Source organism: Dokdonia sp. Asnod1-B02 (genome assembly GCF_045063955.1).
GTDB lineage: Bacteria > Bacteroidota > Bacteroidia > Flavobacteriales > Flavobacteriaceae > Dokdonia.
Window position 1 is genome coordinate 2,786,583 of sequence record NZ_JBEFNW010000002.1, and the last position, 16,754, is coordinate 2,803,336.

The window sequence follows — 16,754 nt, forward strand, 5'->3', positions numbered from 1 at the left end:
TAAACTGGTTTATGAGTCCTCTATGAGGTATTTATAATCATCTGGCAATTGCTCCATGAGATCAAGGAATATGTTATCTCGGGAAATCGTTTTATAATCGTAGTATGACATGATTTTTAAATCCAGATCATCATAATCCATTTTTACTAAGAACATACCAGCACCCTCTGTTAAGTTATTAGGATTTTGAACTCCTCCACGAGGCTTGTGCTTCTCGATAGCCAAGTACATCGAACTTAAATCTGATTGATGCACCCATATTCGGTTTAAAAAAACTGGCGCATTAGGTTTTGAAAATTCTTGTTGCACCATTTGATCAATAGCATCTGCTTTTGTTGATCCGTAATTATTGATGATTATGGAGTTAGGATGATATCTATACGACTCCCTACTATCATCATAATTATTAGGCTTTACGATTAGTTCATAAAAACCTTTTCGCTCGGCTTTCAGCCTGAAATCAACACGTGCCTCTCTCGTCCAGGTATTGGGATATTTATCTAATACACTGCAAATTTTATTTGAGAAGAATTGAAAATCATCAAAGGAAGGATCCTTATCTAGTGTGATGTTAATTTCATGATTAAAGACATTTACCTCCATGGCTACTACATCATCATCTAAGACTTGATACATCTCTTCTCTTAACAGAATTTCTTCTTTTTGATATTGTGTTAACGCCTCAATACTTCTGTCTTCTTCATAAAAATCGGGAACATACACATCATTATTTTTTGCATCCCATCTAAAATTGATAACAATCTCTGGATTTTCTTTAAGGCTCAATTCTACCCAGTAGAGGTTAGGATTCATTGTTGCTGTATTAAAATTCCTTTTAAAAGTTAGGATATCATATTTGTTATGATGATGCGTGTTTAAATATGTGTCAAATCCTTTTTTTGCGTTAGCATTAGAAACTCCGCAACTTCCTAAGAGCAGTAATACTGCTATAAAAATTAATGAAACAATAAATCTATACATACCAATACTTCTTACTAGTTCTACTTAAATGACACCTTCAACTACAAGTTGTTTTCTAATATAGTAGTGAGCACTTTTGTTCTGCTCTCCACGTTATCTGCGTTTATTATTGGACTGTGATCCAAGGTTAACACACCATTAGAAAATGTAAATCCGTTTGCAGGATTGTGGTGATCTTTTGTATTAGTAATATGTATTTCTTTTAAGCTCTCGGCTAGGGCTTCCTTACCCATCTCATCTGCGGTGATTGCCTTAAAAGCTTCTATAAGTGGTAAGAAGTAAATTTTTGGGTAAGAATCGCTATAAAGATGTAAGAAGCGATCTTCAAATAATGTATCCCATGCTATGTTAAAAGTAACATCAAAACCTGCTGCTTCAATGATCGCTTTTTGTAGTTGTGGAAACTGCTCTTCTTGAAATGTTTTAGTAAATCTTTTTTCTTTTAATCCCATGATATTTTGTTTTTAAAGTTGTTATCTACTTCAAAACTAAGACAGGGATAAGGGTATTCTAGCAAGCGTTTTACATTCGCTATTTTTGGTTTTATAAGTGCGTTTAAAGTGTATCTAGCACTTGTTTTAAGTACGACTTTTTGCGTGTAGCTACTGGTATTTCCTCACCGTTTGTAAGATGTACTGTATTATTAGCATTAATAGTCTTAATGTACTTTATGTTTACTAAGTGTGACTGATGCACGCGTACAAAGGTGTGCTCGCTTAGTATATTTTCATAGTACTTAAGATTACGAGCGCTCATTATGGTTCTATCTACTGTATGAAAGACCGTATACGCTCCATCAGACTGGCATCGTACGATATCTTTAGTTTGTAAAAAATATTGTGCCTCTGCTGTTTTAATTAATAGGGTTTTCTCAATCTCTTTTTGATTAATCTCTGAGACTTTATCTACCGCATTTTTATAGACTTGCTCTTTTTTATAAGCGACTCTAAATCTATCTATACATTCTGAAAGCTCATCAGAATCAATAGGCTTCAACAAATAATCTATGGTGTCAAATTTTATAGCTTTTATTGCAAATTCATCATAAGCCGTTGTAAAGATTATTTTAAAATCAATACTATCAAGTGCTTCTAGTATTTGAAAAGCATTTCCTCCTATTAGTTCTATATCTAGAAAAACAAGATCAGGACTTTCTGCTTTTAAAAATGAGATTGCTTCTGGGACATTATCAATTTTGGCTATCACATCAATGTCCTTTTGCGTGTACCGTATGAGTTTATCTAATGTGTTTAAGGCGTTAAACTCATCTTCTATAATAACTGCTTTGATCATTACTGCTTTAATTTAAATGAGACCTTAGTACCTGTGGGGTTCTTCTGTTCATCAAAGAGATCTTCAATTATAAATGATTTCTCCTCCCCCATTTTTCTCATTTTTAAACGTTCTTTAAAAATAGCGGTTGCGTGTAACTCTTCGGTCACTTTCTCTTGCTTTGCTTTTGCAGATCTTCCTACTCCATTGTCTACAATAACAAATAATAGCTGCTTTGCCTCCTTTTCTATCTTAATCTCTAGCGCTCCTCCTTCTTTTCTTTCTTTAAGCCCGTATTCGATAGCATTTTCAACAAAAGGTTGCAACATCATAGGTGGCACTTTAACCTCTTTAGGATTGATGTCTGGATCATGATGAATTACATAGGTAAATGCATTATTAAAACGCAGTTGCTGGGTTTCTATATAATTAGAAATCATGGCTATCTCTTTATCTAAAGTGATAGACTCCTTCCTTACGTAATCAAAATTTTGCCTGATGAGCTTTGAGAATTTTGCAATATAATTAGATGACTTTATAGCATTCCCTTCTAGTGTAATATTTTGAATTGCTGCTAGCGTATTAAAAATAAAATGCGGATTCATTTGCGCACGCAGTAAGCTTTGCTCTAGTGTCGTGGCTTTATTTGCTGCTCTCAATTTTGCACTATACACATAAAAACCTATAGCAACTAAGAGTGCAAGAAATAACAAAACGATACTTATTAATAGCCATTTGTTTCTAGCATTAATCTCCTTTTGATGCTCGATTTCTGTTTCCTTTTTCTTTACTTCATAATTGACATTTGCAAACTCTAAAAGATTGTCCTGCTCTAACCTACTTACATCTAGCTGCAGGCTATCTCTAATTATTTGATTATTTAAAGCTTGTGCATAATCACCATAAAAAAGCGAAACCGCCACCAGCCTGTCTCTCACATTAATCTCTTCCTTTGCATTCTTATTAGATTGATAAATATGAAGCGCCTTATCGTAATTAACGCGAGCAGAATCAATCTCTGAGGTCAATAAAAACAAATTACCCAGCCCTTTATATGGTGCTGCATTTATGACATTAATATTCTTATTTAACCTGATAGCTCCTCTCAGAAATTGTTCGGCATTCTCATATTTTCCAGCCTCTATATATGTGTATCCTATATTATTGAGCACACTTACTAATATCTTGGGATCGCCCTTAGACTGACTCAGATTCATAGCCTCGGAGTAGCTATTTAATGCCTTGTTATATTCTTTTAACTCTAAGTATATACTCGCTTTATTATTCTTTATTGCTATAATAGAAAGCGTGTCTGCTTGCTTGGAGTATAAACTATCTGTTGCCTCTATGTAAGACAGCGCCTTCTCATAATCTTTTAACTGGTAATGCAATTTAAATAATTGATTGTACGCCTTACCTTCTATACGAGTATTATCAATGAGTTTGGCTAGGTGCAACGCTTTCAAAGCATAAGCCTGCGATCCTTCTACATCTCCCATATGTAAAGAAGCGCCACTTAGCGTGATTAAGGCGCGACCTTCATTATAACTGTCATTTAAAGCTGTAAATAGCTCATAGCTTTGCAACTGCGTATTAAATGCTTCCTCATAATGATAACTCACATATTGAGCTTCTCCTTTTTGAAACAAAAGTAATGCTCGTTCTCGCACACTAAGATATTCGTGGTCGTTCAGCACGCTATCTAGTATCACAATAGATTGCTCAGGTTGTAATTGTACCAGACTATCCATAGCAGCCAGTTTTTTCTCAACACTTGGACTAATCGTATTTTCCTGTGTACAGGCAGCCAGAAGTAACAGTAAGCACACACTAAAACCACATAGCTTTAGTATTCTATAAATTGTCATCATAAACAAAAATCTGGATATTGATTTCATGAGTTAGCACAAGTGAGTACTCATCGTGAATAAATGTGATTGTTATTATTTTCAAACACAATCAAGAGCTCAACAAATATAACCTTATGATGTAATCTATTAAAGATTATTAGAATGTCATCTGATAAATTATAGCCTTCAAAAAATGGATGCTGCCATTGTTACGCTTTCGCGAAAGCGTGACTCAAAACTAAAATAGACAGACCTGTCTGTTTTTGAATATTTTGTACTACATTTGCTCAATGAAACACGCCGAAGTAAAAAGTAGAATTATAAAAACCGCCTCAAACTTATTTTATAAGAACGGTTATAATACTACTGGTATCAATCAGATTATTGCTGAAGCTGGTATTGCAAAGGCGACCCTCTACAATCATTTTAAATCTAAGGAAGAGATTTGCTTAGCATATCTCAAACATAAAAACGTAAGCTTTCTTGAAGATTTTGAAGCGTTCACTACTTCAAAAACACAAGGAAAAGAACAACTCCTTGCTATTTTTGACTTCTTGACACTCTTCTATCAGCAGAAGGATTTTAATGGTTGCTGGTGCATTAAGACCGTGTCAGAAATACCAAAAGATAACAAGATCATAAGAGACGAAATCCAGTTACAGAAAAACACTTTCATTGCTCTTATCACAAAACTTGTAGCGGCTAATGTCGAAGGAATAAGTGAAACTCAAACAGCCTCTCTCGCTAGACAAATCTATTTACTTTATGAAAGCGCTGTAGGAGAAAGTCACCTACACCAAGAAGACTGGCCTATTCTTGAGTCAAAAAATATTTGTGAACGACTCATCACTTAAAAAAATTTGCAACTAAAAGGACAGACTTGTCTGTCTTTAATTCAAAATAATTAATTAAATAATTAAACTATGAAAGAATTTGAAAACAAAGTAGCCTTAGTAATTGGTGGAACAAGCGGTATCGGTAATGCGACTACAAATACATTGCTTGAAGGTGGTGCAACGGTACACGTAGTGGGTAGAAACACAGATAAAATAAGTGATGCTCCTAACCTAATTAAGCACGCCGTTAATATCTCAAACACACAAGAAGTTGATGGTTTAGTTGCTAAAATCAGCGAGCTAGAAAACTTAGATTATCTTGTAAATGCTTCTGGAATCTTTGGCCCTAAGCCATTTTTAGATCACACGATGGAAGATTACAACTCATACCAAGATCTTAATAGAGGTTTCTTTTTTATCACACAGAGTGCTGCTAAGAAAATGAAAGCTACTCAAGGTGGTTCTATCGTAAATGTAGGATCTATGTGGGCTAAGCAAGCAGTAAAGGCAACTCCATCTTCTGCATATTCTATGCAAAAAGCAGGATTACACTCCCTCACGCAACACCTAGCAATGGAACTTGCCGAAGATAATATACGTGTAAATGCAGTATCGCCTGCTCTTGTAAATACTCCGGTATACAACAGCGTTTTTGGCGGTGAAGAAGAAGCTCAAAAAGCATTGGTAGGTTTTAATGCTTTTCACCCAATAGGACGTTTTGGTGAGGCTCAAGACATCGCAAACAGTATTACATTCTTACTTTCTGATAAAGCAGCATGGGTAACAGGTGCCATATGGGACACTGATGGTGGAGTAATGGCTGGAAGAAATTAAAAAGCATACGCATTCACTTAAAGCCATGGCTCGTATTGTATGAGCTATGGCTTTTTTGTTTATAATCATTATCTATTTTAAATGAATATTTCTCTTTTTCCACCTCTTTGCGGAAATCCGCAGTGAGATTATAAAAAGTGTTTGTAGTTTCGTCTTGAGAAGCTATGACAGTACATTAGACATAATGACAACTGTGTTGTTTTACGCTTTCGCGAAAGTTTAAATTAAGACATTACTAAACATCAACTAATCAATAAATGGACAGAAGAAAACTCAAATCAGTAATAGATCAAAAAAGAGAAAGAAATAAACATTTAAATGTTCAAATCAATTACTTACAAATAGTCGAAGAAGAGCTGTCATATAATAAATTCATACGCTTTTTTAGCACCACATACCTCATTATCAAACGATTTATATTAATTACAGTATCATTATTTTTAATAATTGCTGGACTTGTTACTTATATCAATCCAGATTGGGTGTATGAAGACACAAAAATTGATGAGTTTTTAATAGCCGATACAGAGAAATATTATAAGGATGTAGCTGGTGAAACATTTAAAGATTCCTTAATTAAGATGTCTACTAGTAATTCAGAAATAACACCCAATTCTATATTTGAAAGTTTAGAATACGGATTCAATAAAGCTATTGAAAATGAAGTGCATGAGATAATTATTAGTTTTGGAATTCTTTCAATCTTTATAGGATTTCTCTTGCTATATATCTCTAGGTTGACTAGAAAACTACGCGCACGAAACAAACAAATCGCAATAGCCGAGGAGAAAACATCAACAGTTTTAAAAGAATTTAAAAATATTTTCAATTCTGAAGAATGTGAATTACAAAATCTCGAAGATATTTATGACTATAACATAGTGGGTGAACAACAACGGAACTAGAAAAACATTCCATTATCATCAACCCCAAACCCCCTATTTTCGCGAAAGCATAACTAATTATCAAATCAATAAATCACTTCATCTCATCAATGAAAAACTCCCTAAAAACAGTACTTCTTGTACTAACCTTATTTGTATATAACACTGCTGTTGCACAAGAAAATTTCCAAAAAACAACACTAGTCAAGAACATCTTCTCTGCGCTGAAAAGCCAAGATGAAACAAAGATCATTGAAAGTCTGCCTACCAAAGATGACATCTTATACCTCATCCCTATTATACAAGCAAATTCTAGCGAAAACATACTTGAAGTAGCAACCATAATAGCCAACTTTAAAACAGAAACAGCCAAGGATTTTAAAGAAGTACTGAGAAAGGGATCGGCCTTTAACGTGCAATGGAAAGACATTAATTTACAGACGGTTCGCTATGAACCTCAACCAGATGATAAGATTGCTATTGAGAAGGGACATATCATTCTAGTATGCAGCAGTAATGACGTTAACTTTGAAGTGATTTTAAGAAAATCTATCAAAATAAAAGACAACTGGCGATTAATGGATAGAATGAAGTTTAGACTGCTGTAATTACATAAATGCCTTAACAAAGATTTAATCGAAATCCCATTTTCGCGAAAGCGTAATTATCTATCTTTATCTAGCACTTTAAAAACAAGCATATGAAACTTACAGACGATCAAATCAACAATAGACTAGAAGATTTTCCAGACTGGGAGTATGACGATAACGCGATACACACCACGATTGAGTTTGAGAACTTCCGCGAGGTGTTTGCAACCATGACGCGCATTGCCTTTGAGTGTGAGAAAATGGATCACCACCCTACATGGACAAACACGTATAATGAGCTAGAAATCTCTCTTAACACACACGATGCAGATGGTGTTACAGAAAAGGATTTTGACCTTGCAGCGGCTATAGATGATATTTTAGGCGCATAAAGGACTATAAATTTTAAAGAAATCAACCGATTTCATATTTTTACCGCGGTCAATACTTTTTGTATTGATCGCGTTTTTAATTACACTATTATTAAAAAGGAGATTTTTGCTTACGCAAAAATAGCTATTACTTTATATACATGGGAAGAGCATTTGAGTTTAGAAAAGCACGTAAAATGAAGCGCTGGAGCGCAATGTCTAAAGCGTTTACACGTATAGGAAAGGATATTGTAATGGCCGTTAAGGAAGGTGGTCCAGATCCAGACTCAAACTCGAGACTACGTGCTGTTATACAGAATGCTAAGGCGGTAAACATGCCTAAGGATAACGTAGAACGTGCCATTAAAAGGGCGTCAGATAAGAGCCAAGGCGATTATAAAGAGGTAATCTTTGAGGGATATGCACAACACGGTATCGCAATACTTGTAGAAACCGCTACAGATAACAATACACGTACGGTGGCAAATGTGAGAGCTGCTTTTAATAAATGTGACGGTAACCTAGGTACTTCTGGTTCTGTGGTATTTATGTTTGACCACACTTGTACTTTCCGCGTGAATGCAGAGGGACAAGATGTAGAAGAGATAGAACTTGAGTTTATAGACTTTGGTGCCGAAGAAGTGTTTGAAGACGAAGACGGGATACATATCTACGCGCCTTTTGAAAGCTATGGAGCGATACAAAGCGCCCTTGAAGAAAAAGGAATTGAGATCTTAGAATCTGGTTTTGACCGTATACCACAAGTAACTAAGCAACTTACTCCAGAGGAAGAGGCAGATGTAAACAAACTTATCGATAAGCTTGATGAAGATGATGACGTACAGAATGTGTTCTCTACTATGCAAGCAAACGCAGAGGAAGAAGAGTAAAAATTATGATACATAAAAAAAACCCTCAAGAAATATCTTGAGGGTTTTTTTATGGATTTAAGTGACTACTACTCTTGGTATAAATACAAAGATGAAGCTCCAGCTAATTCATTGTTTACTGCTGGTGCAAGGTCTCCTCCTGCTTGTACGCTTGCAAATGCTAGTACTCTTCCTCCTCCATTTGCTCTCTCTGCAATATATACGATATCGTTTACTGCGTCATACTCTGCACTAATTGGATTTCCTAAGAACGTAGCTGCTCCTGCAACTCTTACTTGGTTTCCAGCTACAGCTAGTGTTTCACCATTTTCAACAGCGTCAAATTTTGAAGCAAAGTTTGAAATAACGTGGAAACCACCATCTGAATCAACACCTGCATCTCCAATATCTGTAAGAATCATTGTACCATCAGTTTCTGCAATACCGTGTGTTCTTACAATTCCTTCTATAGTAATTCTTTTACTAGCTGAAACAGTTGCATCTGCACTGTTATCTAAAAAGTCTTCAAATTCTGCTACATCAGATGTTTTATCAACTACTGCATATAGAGAAGATCCTACAAACTCAATTCCCCATAAAGCAAATTCAGTTGTTACTGTGTTTCTCAATGTAAAGTTTCCTCCAGATTTTTGGAAGATAAAGATTCTACCATCTGCTGTTGCTGGATCTCCATCGACATCTGCATTGTCTGAAACTACGTAGAAATCACCACTTACGGCAAGATCACGTGGGCTTACTAATACTGCACTACTACTTACTGTTGCAGTAAGATCAATTCCAGCTGTAGAAAGAAGTACGTTTCCGTAAGCATTTAATTTTAATCCTGATCTTGATGCTTGAGTTACCTCATCACTAGAACCATCATAATAGATACCTTCTGCATCTGTAGAAACTGTTCCAAAGCTAGCAGCTGTAATATTTGATGTGTCTCTCACGTCATATACTGTTACATCACCATCACTATTACTTGATGCATAAAGTTCTGCACGTGAATCTGCAGTTACAACAGTTGATCCTCCTTCATCATCAGATGAACAGCTAGCAGCTACTAATGCCGCTCCTAAAAGTAATCCACAAATTTTTATTGATTTCATAAACGTAATTTTAAAAGTTAAATTGATTATTGTTTTGCATATGTACGTTGAAAAAGGATTGCATGGTTTCATAAAAATTTGAGATTAACACAGTTTAACGATTGGCACACCTATTTGGCTGTCATTTAACGAGCGTAAAATTTATTTATTAACAGTAATTTTGTGAAAATGACTCGCTCATAATCAAAAAATTACATGCCGATTTTAAATCTGAATAAATAGCGTCCAAATTTTAAAAAGTTAAATATTTGTTAATTACTTGACAAGCTATTTCACCAATTGAAATTTGAGTTTATGTTTGCCGCGCAAAATAAGTTTGTTCAATCGAGCTTATTGCCTACTCTTAATGAAAAACAATTTCATATTCGGGCTTAGGATGATTACAAAGTCTAATCCAACAGCTGCCCAAAGATTTGGGAACCGAATGTTATGGCCGGCTTGTACCATCAATATCGCTATTAAGCGTTTAGAGGAATTTGCATTCTCTCCATTTACTGTTTTTATTTTCCGCATCTGAGGTTCATAGACTTAACCTTTTCTTAAAGGGGATATCTCCCCTATTTCTATACCTTTTATACCTTACACTTTTAAAACTAATTAATGAAGACCAAGTACATTGATCTCATCGAGCAGACGTATTATTTCCCACAAGAGGAATTTAACCTTAATAAAAACCACTTAGAGTTTCATGGCATAGACCTTATGAAACTTGTAGAGCAATACGGTGCACCACTTAAGTTTACTTATCTACCTAAAATCTCTGATAACATACAGCGAGCAAAAAAATGGTTTGCAGATGCTATCGAGGCAAATGGTTATGAAGGAAGCTATAACTACTGCTACTGTACAAAAAGCTCACACTTTAAGCATGTACTCAATGAGGCATTGTCTAATAACATACACATCGAGACTTCGTCTGCATTTGACATAGATATCGTAGAGAGCTTAAAGGCTGCTGGAAAAATAACAGACGACACCTATGTAATAAGCAATGGTTTTAAACGTGATAGATACGTAGAAAACATCGCTCGTCTAATTAACAATGGTCATAAAAATGCAATTCCAGTAATTGACAATTACGAGGAGATAGAATTACTAAGCAACCAGATTAATGGTAAATTTAAAGTAGGAATTCGTATCGCATCTGAGGAGGAGCCTAAGTTTGAATTCTACACCTCAAGACTTGGAATAGGATATAAAAACATTGTTCCATTCTTTAATAACCAGATCAAAAATAACGAGAAGGTTGAGCTTAAAATGCTTCACTTCTTTATAAACACAGGTATACGCGACACCGCATATTACTGGAACGAGCTCATGAAGTGTATTAAAGTGTACATTAATCTTAAAAAGATTTGTCCGTCACTTGATAGCTTAAACATAGGTGGAGGTTTCCCTATAAAAAACTCGCTTGCCTTTGAGTATGATTATGCATACATGATTAATGAGATCATCGCACAAATCAAACAAGCTTGTGATGATGCAGATGTAAAGGTGCCTAACATTTTTACTGAGTTTGGCAGCTTTACTGTTGGTGAAAGCGGCGGAGCTATTTATGAAGTACTTTACCAGAAGCAACAAAACGACCGTGAGAAGTGGAACATGATCAACTCTTCATTTATCACAACATTACCAGACACCTGGGCTATAAATAAACGTTTTATCATGCTAGCCGTAAACCGCTGGAATGAGGAATATGAGCGCGTATTATTAGGTGGTCTTACCTGCGATAGTGATGACTACTATAACAGCGAGCAGCACATGAACGCGATTTATATGCCTAAATACAAGAAAGACAAACCACTTTACATAGGTTTCTTTAATACAGGAGCATACCAAGAGTCTATAGGAGGTTTTGGCGGATTGCAACACTGCCTCGTGCCTTCTCCTAAGCACATCCTTATTGACCGCAATGAAGATGGAGAGATTACCACAGAAGTATTTGCAGAGCAGCAAACGAGTGAGCAATTATTAGGTATCTTAGGGTATTAAATATGCTTTCGCGAAAGCAAAACAAAAAAACATTAAATCAATTATATAACCACTAACAGTAACAACACCGAGAAAACAACATTCTCACTTTACATCTAACATCTAGTATCACCATGAAAACGTACGCAGGCATACCACAAGAATATGCAGGAGCTGAAAAAGCTAAAATTGTTTTACTTCCAGTTCCTTATGACGGAACTAGTACTTGGGGCAAAGGAGCAGACAAGGGTCCTGAAGCATTTTTACATGCTTCTGAAAATATGGAGCTTTACGACATTGAAACAGGAAGCGAAGTTTACAAACAAGGGATACACCTTGCAGATCCTATCACAGAAAACGCATCACCAGAAGCAATGGTAGAGGCTGTACACAAGATTGTAAAGAAAAACATTAAACGTAACAAGTTTGTTACCATGTTTGGTGGAGAGCATTCTGTATCCATAGGTGCCATTCGTGCATTTAATGAGACTTTTGATAACCTCACAGTATTACAACTAGATGCACATGCAGATTTACGTGAGTCTTATGAAGGCTCTAAATGCAATCACGCATGCGCTGTGTATGAAGCAAACCAAACTACAAATCTTGTACAAGTAGGAATACGTAGTATGGATGCCATAGAAAAAACAGTGATGAATGAAGAGAATGTTTTCTTTGCTCACGAGATGGCAACAGACGATTACTGGATGGACAATGCAATTGAGGCAATGACAGAAAATGTATATGTAACATTTGATCTAGATGCCTTTGATCCATCTGTACTTTCTGCTACAGGGACTCCAGAACCTGGAGGATTATTCTGGTATGAAACGTTAGACTTCTTACGTCGCGTGTTTGCAGAGAAGAATGTTGTAGGTTTTGATATTGTAGAGCTCTGTCCTAACGGAAATAGCAAACCTTCTGAGTTTGCAGCGGCAAAATTATACTACAAAATGCTCAGCTATAAATTTGAGCAAGAAGATGCTGGAGAAGAGTACGAAGTAAGCGGATTACAAGAAAAAAGCAAAAAAGTTAATCAAGAAGAAGACGATTATAATGACTAATAAAGGAGCAATATCACAATTTATTGAGAAGTACTATCTACACTTTAACTCAGCTGCGTTAGTAGATGCTGCCAAAGGGTATGAAGCACAACTAGAAAAAGGATCAAAAATGCTTGTTTCTCTTGCAGGAGCAATGAGTACTGCAGAGATAGGAAAAATCTTTGCAGAGATGATACGCCAGAAAAAAGTACATATCATTTCTTGTACAGGTGCAAACCTTGAAGAGGATATCATGAATCTTGTGGCTCACAGTCACTACAAGCGTGTGCCTAACTATAGAGATCTTACTCCTCAAGATGAGTGGGATTTACTAGAAAAAGGACTTAACCGTGTTACAGATACGTGTATTCCAGAAGAAGAAGCTTTTCGTCGTATTCAAGAGCATATCGTAAAGATATGGCAAGATGCGGAGGCTGCTGGTGAGCGTTATTTACCGCATGAGTATATGTACAAATTATTACTTTCTGGAGTATTAGAGCAGTACTACGAGATAGACATTAAGGATAGCTGGATGTATGCAGCTGCAGAGGCAAACTTACCTATTATCTGCCCAGGTTGGGAAGATAGTACTATGGGTAACATCTTTGCGAGCTACGTGATGAAAGGAGAACTTAAAGCTACGACTATGAAGTCTGGAATTGAGTACATGACATTCCTTGCAGACTGGTATACAGCAAACTCAGAAAAAGGAATAGGTTTCTTCCAGATAGGTGGAGGTATTGCTGGTGATTTCCCTATTTGTGTAGTGCCTATGCTTTATCAAGATATGGAGCGCACAGAAACTCCTTTCTGGAGCTATTTCTGCCAGATAAGTGACTCAACTACAAGTTATGGATCTTATTCTGGAGCTGTACCTAATGAAAAAATCACTTGGGGAAAACTAGATATGGATACTCCTAAGTTTATCATTGAGAGTGATGCGACTATCGTAGCGCCATTAATCTTTGCTTACCTCTTAGATATGTAAATAAGGTGTCTCAACACATCTTTAATAATAAACGCATAATGAAAAAACCGAGTAACCTAAGACGCGTCATTGTAGACTATGCAAAGCTCAATGATGATATATTAAATTTACTAGTAGCAAAGTATCCAGATGGATACGAGTCTCATCATATTATTTCTTTTAAAAATGCTCAAGGTGAGATGGTAGATTGTGTAGAAGTAACTACAGAAGACACCTTATACCTTGTCAAAGTAAGTAAGCGCCTAGTTGTAGCGATGGAGGACTTTGACCAAGATGAGTATGACGATGATGATACGGATGATGACGATCTAGATCTCGATATAGAGGATGAAGATCAAGAAGAACGAGAGGATTAAAATTAATTGCAATTATTTTAAAAAATTATAACACCTTTTGTAACATTCTTATCTCCCACTACGTATAAGGTATAGGGTAAAATCCTAGATTGGGAAATCTATTTGATAGTGGTCGCACACGCGGCAATTTTAAATTAACAACACTTTTTAATTTACACTATTATGAAAACAATGTTTATTGCCCTTTTTACAGTGGTTACACTAGCTCTGAATGTACAGACTACAGATAGCGTTACCGCTACTTTTACTGGCTATGCAGAAGGTACTTTCTATTTTGAAGATGCAGATGAGCTTACACATTCTTTTGATGCAATGAGTGATGCTGCTGCAAAGCAATTTGATCTTACTACTGAGGCATTTCAAGGGAAAATGTTTAAAGTAACTTACACTACAGCTTCAGAGATTAATGAAGATGATGAGGAGTATGAAGTACTTTCTATTACTGCTCTTGAGTTAATCAAATAAGCTCAATAACTTTATAACCATAGGGCAGTTGGTAATACCTTCTGCCCTATTTTTATGGATTTGATTCACGCTTTCGTGAAAGCGGTATTCCCTCCACACCAAGTAGTACTCCACAAGTTTAAGTTTTAAAATTATGAATCTTAAAGACGGTGTAAAATCATCAGATAATAAAGTATCCTCAGAAGCGATGGCACTTAGTCTGTTTGTAAAAGGCACCACAAAATCACTTACAGACCGTTTAGAATCTTACGAAGACATTATTAACCTAGAAGTAGGTGACACAGGTCTTACAAGAGCAAAATCTCTTGAACGTGAGTTTGACATTAGACAGTTATACATCAAATATGAAGGTGATAACCCTACGGGAACACAAAAGGATAGAATTGCCTTTGCACAAGTATATGATGCCCTGCGTAGAGATTTTCATACCATGTCACTCGCCACTTGCGGTAACTACGGTGTCGCAGTTGCACTTGCTGCAAAGTTAGGCGGAATTGCTTGTAACATATACATTCCAGAGTCCTATCACACAGATCGTGTTGTAGAGATGGAACGTCTGGGAGCTACGATTTTTAGACTACAAGGTAGTTATGAGGATGTAGTAACTGCTAGTAGTAAACTAGCACAAGAACATGAATGGTATGATGCAAACCCTGGAGGTGCAAACACACCGTTGCAGATATCTGCATACTCACAAATTGCTGTAGAGATTGTAGATGAGCTGGGTGATGCGCCACAGTATTGTGCTGCTCCAGTATCTAATGGAACCTTATTTGCTGGGATTTATAGAGGCTTTGTGAGTTTATACAAACGAGGTAAAACCTCTCGCATTCCTAAAATGATTGCAGCTTCTTCTACAGGTAAAAATCCTATTATTCAATCTCATAAAGAAGGACTAGACCACTGTCGTGATCTTGATCCAGATAAGATTAAAGAAACTAAGTACAATGAGCCACTTATAAACTGGCACAGCTTTGATGGAGAGGAAGCTCTGTATGCTATCCAGCAATCTGATGGAAAAGCATTTAACATTAGTGATAAAAAAATGAGAGAGATGAGTACGCTCCTACTTAAAAAAGAGGGACTACGCATTCTTCCTGCTTCTACTGCTGGACTTATTGCACTCTTAGAACTTGATGAAAAGGAGAACCTCGCTCCAGATCGTTTTGTAGCAGTACTTACTGCAAAAAATTAACTACCACCAGCAGTCGCTGGATATAACATTAACACATACCTGTTTAGTCAGGACACATATATGAAAAAATCAATAGACGGAAATGCGCTTGTATACTGTCAAGGCGCTTTTAATACTGCAAACGGAAAAACGGCTCACGGCTTAGTGCGCTTTACAGAACGTTATAATGTAGTAGGTGTTATAGACAGCACGTATGCAGGTAAAGATGCTGGCGAAGTGCTGGACGGGAAACCAAATGGAATACGAATTTTTGAAAACATCGAGACTGCTATTAAAGCGTTACAAGGTGAAAAAGAGTTTCCAAAATCACTTGTTATCGGTCTTGCACCAGATGGTGGGCGTCTTCCTAAGGAGGCAAGAGAAACTATTGCAACAGCGATTAAACAGGGCTGGAATGTTGATAGTGGTTTACATGATTTCCTTACTAATGATGAGCATCTTGTAGCGCTAAGTAAGGACCACAACATTCAAATACGTGACGTACGTAAAACTCCGGACCGCGATACCCTGCATTTTTTCTCTGGCGAAATAGAAAAAGTGAATTGTCTTAAGATTGCTGTTTTAGGTACAGATAGCGCTATTGGTAAACGCACAACCTCATGGTTAATCGTACACGGACTACGCAACGACGGTAAAAAAGCGGAGATGATTGGTACCGGTCAAACTGCGTGGATGCAAGGAGCAAAATACAGCATGGTAATGGATAGCTGCATTAACGACTTTGTGTCTGGTGAAATAGAACACGCAGTAGTGAGTGCATACAATAATGAGCAACCTGATGTAATCGTGATAGAAGGCCAAGGAAGTCTTATGAACCCAGCATATCCTGGAGGTTTTGAAATCCTTGCAGCTGGAAGACCAGATTATGTAATCTTACAACACGCTCCTACACGTCTGGAATATGATGGATTCCCTGGCTATAAATTGCACTCATTACAAGAGCAGATTAATGCCATCGAGGTAATCTCTGGTAAAAAGGTCATTGCGGTGACAGTAAACCACGAGAATATGACACCAGAACAAATTGAACCAGCTTGTAAAGCGATTACGAACGAGACAGGCCTTCCTGCTTTTGATGTACTTGCTCATGGCGTAGAAGGCTTAATAAAGGTTCTTGAACAACACATTAAATAA

At 36.5% G+C, this 16,754-nt stretch carries 18 protein-coding genes; 13 read left to right on the forward strand and 5 right to left on the reverse strand.

Annotated elements, in window-relative coordinates:
- Positions 1-9 precede the first annotated feature (9 nt).
- The 4 genes from ACJJVU_RS12560 to ACJJVU_RS12575 all read right to left on the reverse strand — a co-directional run bounded on the left by ACJJVU_RS12560 (position 10) and on the right by ACJJVU_RS12575 (position 4,004).
- Positions 10-981 carry a hypothetical protein gene (locus ACJJVU_RS12560; RefSeq protein WP_405226017.1) on the reverse strand — a complete coding sequence of 324 codons (972 nt, stop codon included), beginning with the start codon at positions 979-981 and terminating at the stop codon, positions 10-12.
- A gap of 41 nt (positions 982-1,022) precedes the next feature.
- Positions 1,023-1,433: a hypothetical protein gene (locus ACJJVU_RS12565; RefSeq protein WP_405226020.1), complete on the reverse strand. Its 411-nt coding sequence runs from the start codon at positions 1,431-1,433 to the stop codon at positions 1,023-1,025.
- A 103-nt stretch (positions 1,434-1,536) separates the two neighbouring features.
- Positions 1,537-2,274, reverse strand: a complete 738-nt coding sequence (locus ACJJVU_RS12570; protein ID WP_298325893.1) for a LytTR family DNA-binding domain-containing protein — start codon at positions 2,272-2,274, stop codon at positions 1,537-1,539.
- On the reverse strand, positions 2,274-4,004 hold the full coding sequence (locus tag ACJJVU_RS12575) for a histidine kinase (RefSeq protein ID WP_405226024.1): 1,731 nt from the start codon (positions 4,002-4,004) through the stop codon (positions 2,274-2,276). Before ACJJVU_RS12575 ends, ACJJVU_RS12570 begins: the two co-directional genes overlap by 1 nt.
- A 389-nt stretch (positions 4,005-4,393) precedes the next feature.
- Between ACJJVU_RS12575 and ACJJVU_RS12580 the strand changes: the two genes are divergently transcribed.
- From ACJJVU_RS12580 to ACJJVU_RS12605, 6 genes are all read left to right on the forward strand, one after another.
- Positions 4,394-4,957 carry a TetR/AcrR family transcriptional regulator gene (locus ACJJVU_RS12580; RefSeq protein ID WP_405226027.1) on the forward strand — a complete coding sequence of 188 codons (564 nt, stop codon included), beginning with the start codon at positions 4,394-4,396 and terminating at the stop codon, positions 4,955-4,957.
- A gap of 69 nt (positions 4,958-5,026) precedes the next feature.
- On the forward strand, positions 5,027-5,773 hold the full coding sequence (locus ACJJVU_RS12585) for an SDR family NAD(P)-dependent oxidoreductase (protein ID WP_405226030.1): 747 nt from the start codon (positions 5,027-5,029) through the stop codon (positions 5,771-5,773).
- A gap of 257 nt (positions 5,774-6,030) precedes the next feature.
- Positions 6,031-6,678: a hypothetical protein gene (locus ACJJVU_RS12590; protein ID WP_405226032.1), complete on the forward strand. Its 648-nt coding sequence runs from the start codon at positions 6,031-6,033 to the stop codon at positions 6,676-6,678.
- Between the two features lie 89 nt (positions 6,679-6,767).
- Positions 6,768-7,265: a hypothetical protein gene (locus ACJJVU_RS12595; RefSeq protein ID WP_405226035.1), complete on the forward strand. Its 498-nt coding sequence runs from the start codon at positions 6,768-6,770 to the stop codon at positions 7,263-7,265.
- Between the two features lie 92 nt (positions 7,266-7,357).
- Positions 7,358-7,639, forward strand: coding sequence for a 4a-hydroxytetrahydrobiopterin dehydratase (locus ACJJVU_RS12600; protein WP_013749750.1), 282 nt, complete (start codon positions 7,358-7,360; stop codon positions 7,637-7,639).
- A 140-nt stretch (positions 7,640-7,779) separates the two neighbouring features.
- Positions 7,780-8,508 (forward strand): YebC/PmpR family DNA-binding transcriptional regulator, encoded by a 729-nt coding sequence (locus tag ACJJVU_RS12605; RefSeq protein WP_013749751.1) that lies wholly within the window; start codon positions 7,780-7,782, stop codon positions 8,506-8,508.
- A 68-nt stretch (positions 8,509-8,576) separates the two neighbouring features.
- On the opposite strand, the gene ACJJVU_RS12610 is transcribed toward ACJJVU_RS12605, so the two are convergent.
- Positions 8,577-9,602: a hypothetical protein gene (locus tag ACJJVU_RS12610; RefSeq protein WP_405226039.1), complete on the reverse strand. Its 1,026-nt coding sequence runs from the start codon at positions 9,600-9,602 to the stop codon at positions 8,577-8,579.
- Between the two features lie 600 nt (positions 9,603-10,202).
- On the opposite strand from ACJJVU_RS12610, the gene ACJJVU_RS12615 reads away from it, so the two are divergent.
- The 7 genes from ACJJVU_RS12615 (at position 10,203) to ACJJVU_RS12645 (ending at position 16,754) form a co-directional block, all read left to right on the forward strand.
- On the forward strand, positions 10,203-11,594 hold the full coding sequence (locus ACJJVU_RS12615) for an arginine decarboxylase (RefSeq protein WP_339847290.1): 1,392 nt from the start codon (positions 10,203-10,205) through the stop codon (positions 11,592-11,594).
- Positions 11,595-11,707: 113 nt separating this feature from the next.
- Complete coding sequence (gene speB, locus ACJJVU_RS12620; protein ID WP_405226042.1) at positions 11,708-12,637, forward strand: agmatinase; 930 nt, start codon at positions 11,708-11,710, stop codon at positions 12,635-12,637.
- Positions 12,630-13,604, forward strand: a complete 975-nt coding sequence (locus tag ACJJVU_RS12625; RefSeq protein ID WP_013749755.1) for a deoxyhypusine synthase family protein — start codon at positions 12,630-12,632, stop codon at positions 13,602-13,604. Before speB ends, ACJJVU_RS12625 begins: the two co-directional genes overlap by 8 nt.
- Before the next feature lie 38 nt (positions 13,605-13,642).
- Positions 13,643-13,960: a hypothetical protein gene (locus ACJJVU_RS12630; protein WP_013749756.1), complete on the forward strand. Its 318-nt coding sequence runs from the start codon at positions 13,643-13,645 to the stop codon at positions 13,958-13,960.
- Positions 13,961-14,122: 162 nt separating this feature from the next.
- Positions 14,123-14,425 carry a hypothetical protein gene (locus tag ACJJVU_RS12635; protein ID WP_405226046.1) on the forward strand — a complete coding sequence of 101 codons (303 nt, stop codon included), beginning with the start codon at positions 14,123-14,125 and terminating at the stop codon, positions 14,423-14,425.
- 133 nt (positions 14,426-14,558) lie between these two features.
- Positions 14,559-15,620: a pyridoxal-phosphate dependent enzyme gene (locus tag ACJJVU_RS12640; RefSeq protein ID WP_405226049.1), complete on the forward strand. Its 1,062-nt coding sequence runs from the start codon at positions 14,559-14,561 to the stop codon at positions 15,618-15,620.
- Positions 15,621-15,680: 60 nt separating this feature from the next.
- A complete protein-coding gene (locus ACJJVU_RS12645; RefSeq protein ID WP_405226052.1) occupies positions 15,681-16,754 on the forward strand; it encodes a DUF1611 domain-containing protein in 1,074 nt (357 codons plus the stop codon).

Excerpts from the sequence above, each read along its gene's own strand:
- ACJJVU_RS12590 (WP_405226032.1), top strand. The coding sequence starts at position 6,031 with ATGGACAGAAGAAAACTCAAATCAGTAATAGATCAAAAAAGAGAAAGA.
- ACJJVU_RS12585 (WP_405226030.1), top strand. The coding sequence starts at position 5,027 with ATGAAAGAATTTGAAAACAAAGTAGCCTTAGTAATTGGTGGAACAAGC.
- ACJJVU_RS12645 (WP_405226052.1), top strand. The coding sequence starts at position 15,681 with ATGAAAAAATCAATAGACGGAAATGCGCTTGTATACTGTCAAGGCGCT.
- ACJJVU_RS12580 (WP_405226027.1), top strand. The coding sequence starts at position 4,394 with ATGAAACACGCCGAAGTAAAAAGTAGAATTATAAAAACCGCCTCAAAC.
- ACJJVU_RS12615 (WP_339847290.1), top strand. The coding sequence starts at position 10,203 with ATGAAGACCAAGTACATTGATCTCATCGAGCAGACGTATTATTTCCCA.
- ACJJVU_RS12610 (WP_405226039.1), bottom strand. The coding sequence starts at position 9,602 with ATGAAATCAATAAAAATTTGTGGATTACTTTTAGGAGCGGCATTAGTA.
- ACJJVU_RS12625 (WP_013749755.1), top strand. The coding sequence starts at position 12,630 with ATGACTAATAAAGGAGCAATATCACAATTTATTGAGAAGTACTATCTA.
- ACJJVU_RS12575 (WP_405226024.1), bottom strand. The coding sequence starts at position 4,004 with ATGGATAGTCTGGTACAATTACAACCTGAGCAATCTATTGTGATACTA.
- ACJJVU_RS12560 (WP_405226017.1), bottom strand. The coding sequence starts at position 981 with ATGTATAGATTTATTGTTTCATTAATTTTTATAGCAGTATTACTGCTC.
- ACJJVU_RS12565 (WP_405226020.1), bottom strand. The coding sequence starts at position 1,433 with ATGGGATTAAAAGAAAAAAGATTTACTAAAACATTTCAAGAAGAGCAG.
- ACJJVU_RS12570 (WP_298325893.1), bottom strand. The coding sequence starts at position 2,274 with ATGATCAAAGCAGTTATTATAGAAGATGAGTTTAACGCCTTAAACACA.
- ACJJVU_RS12595 (WP_405226035.1), top strand. The coding sequence starts at position 6,768 with ATGAAAAACTCCCTAAAAACAGTACTTCTTGTACTAACCTTATTTGTA.
- ACJJVU_RS12600 (WP_013749750.1), top strand. The coding sequence starts at position 7,358 with ATGAAACTTACAGACGATCAAATCAACAATAGACTAGAAGATTTTCCA.
- ACJJVU_RS12630 (WP_013749756.1), top strand. The coding sequence starts at position 13,643 with ATGAAAAAACCGAGTAACCTAAGACGCGTCATTGTAGACTATGCAAAG.
- ACJJVU_RS12635 (WP_405226046.1), top strand. The coding sequence starts at position 14,123 with ATGAAAACAATGTTTATTGCCCTTTTTACAGTGGTTACACTAGCTCTG.
- ACJJVU_RS12640 (WP_405226049.1), top strand. The coding sequence starts at position 14,559 with ATGAATCTTAAAGACGGTGTAAAATCATCAGATAATAAAGTATCCTCA.
- speB (WP_405226042.1), top strand. The coding sequence starts at position 11,708 with ATGAAAACGTACGCAGGCATACCACAAGAATATGCAGGAGCTGAAAAA.
- ACJJVU_RS12605 (WP_013749751.1), top strand. The coding sequence starts at position 7,780 with ATGGGAAGAGCATTTGAGTTTAGAAAAGCACGTAAAATGAAGCGCTGG.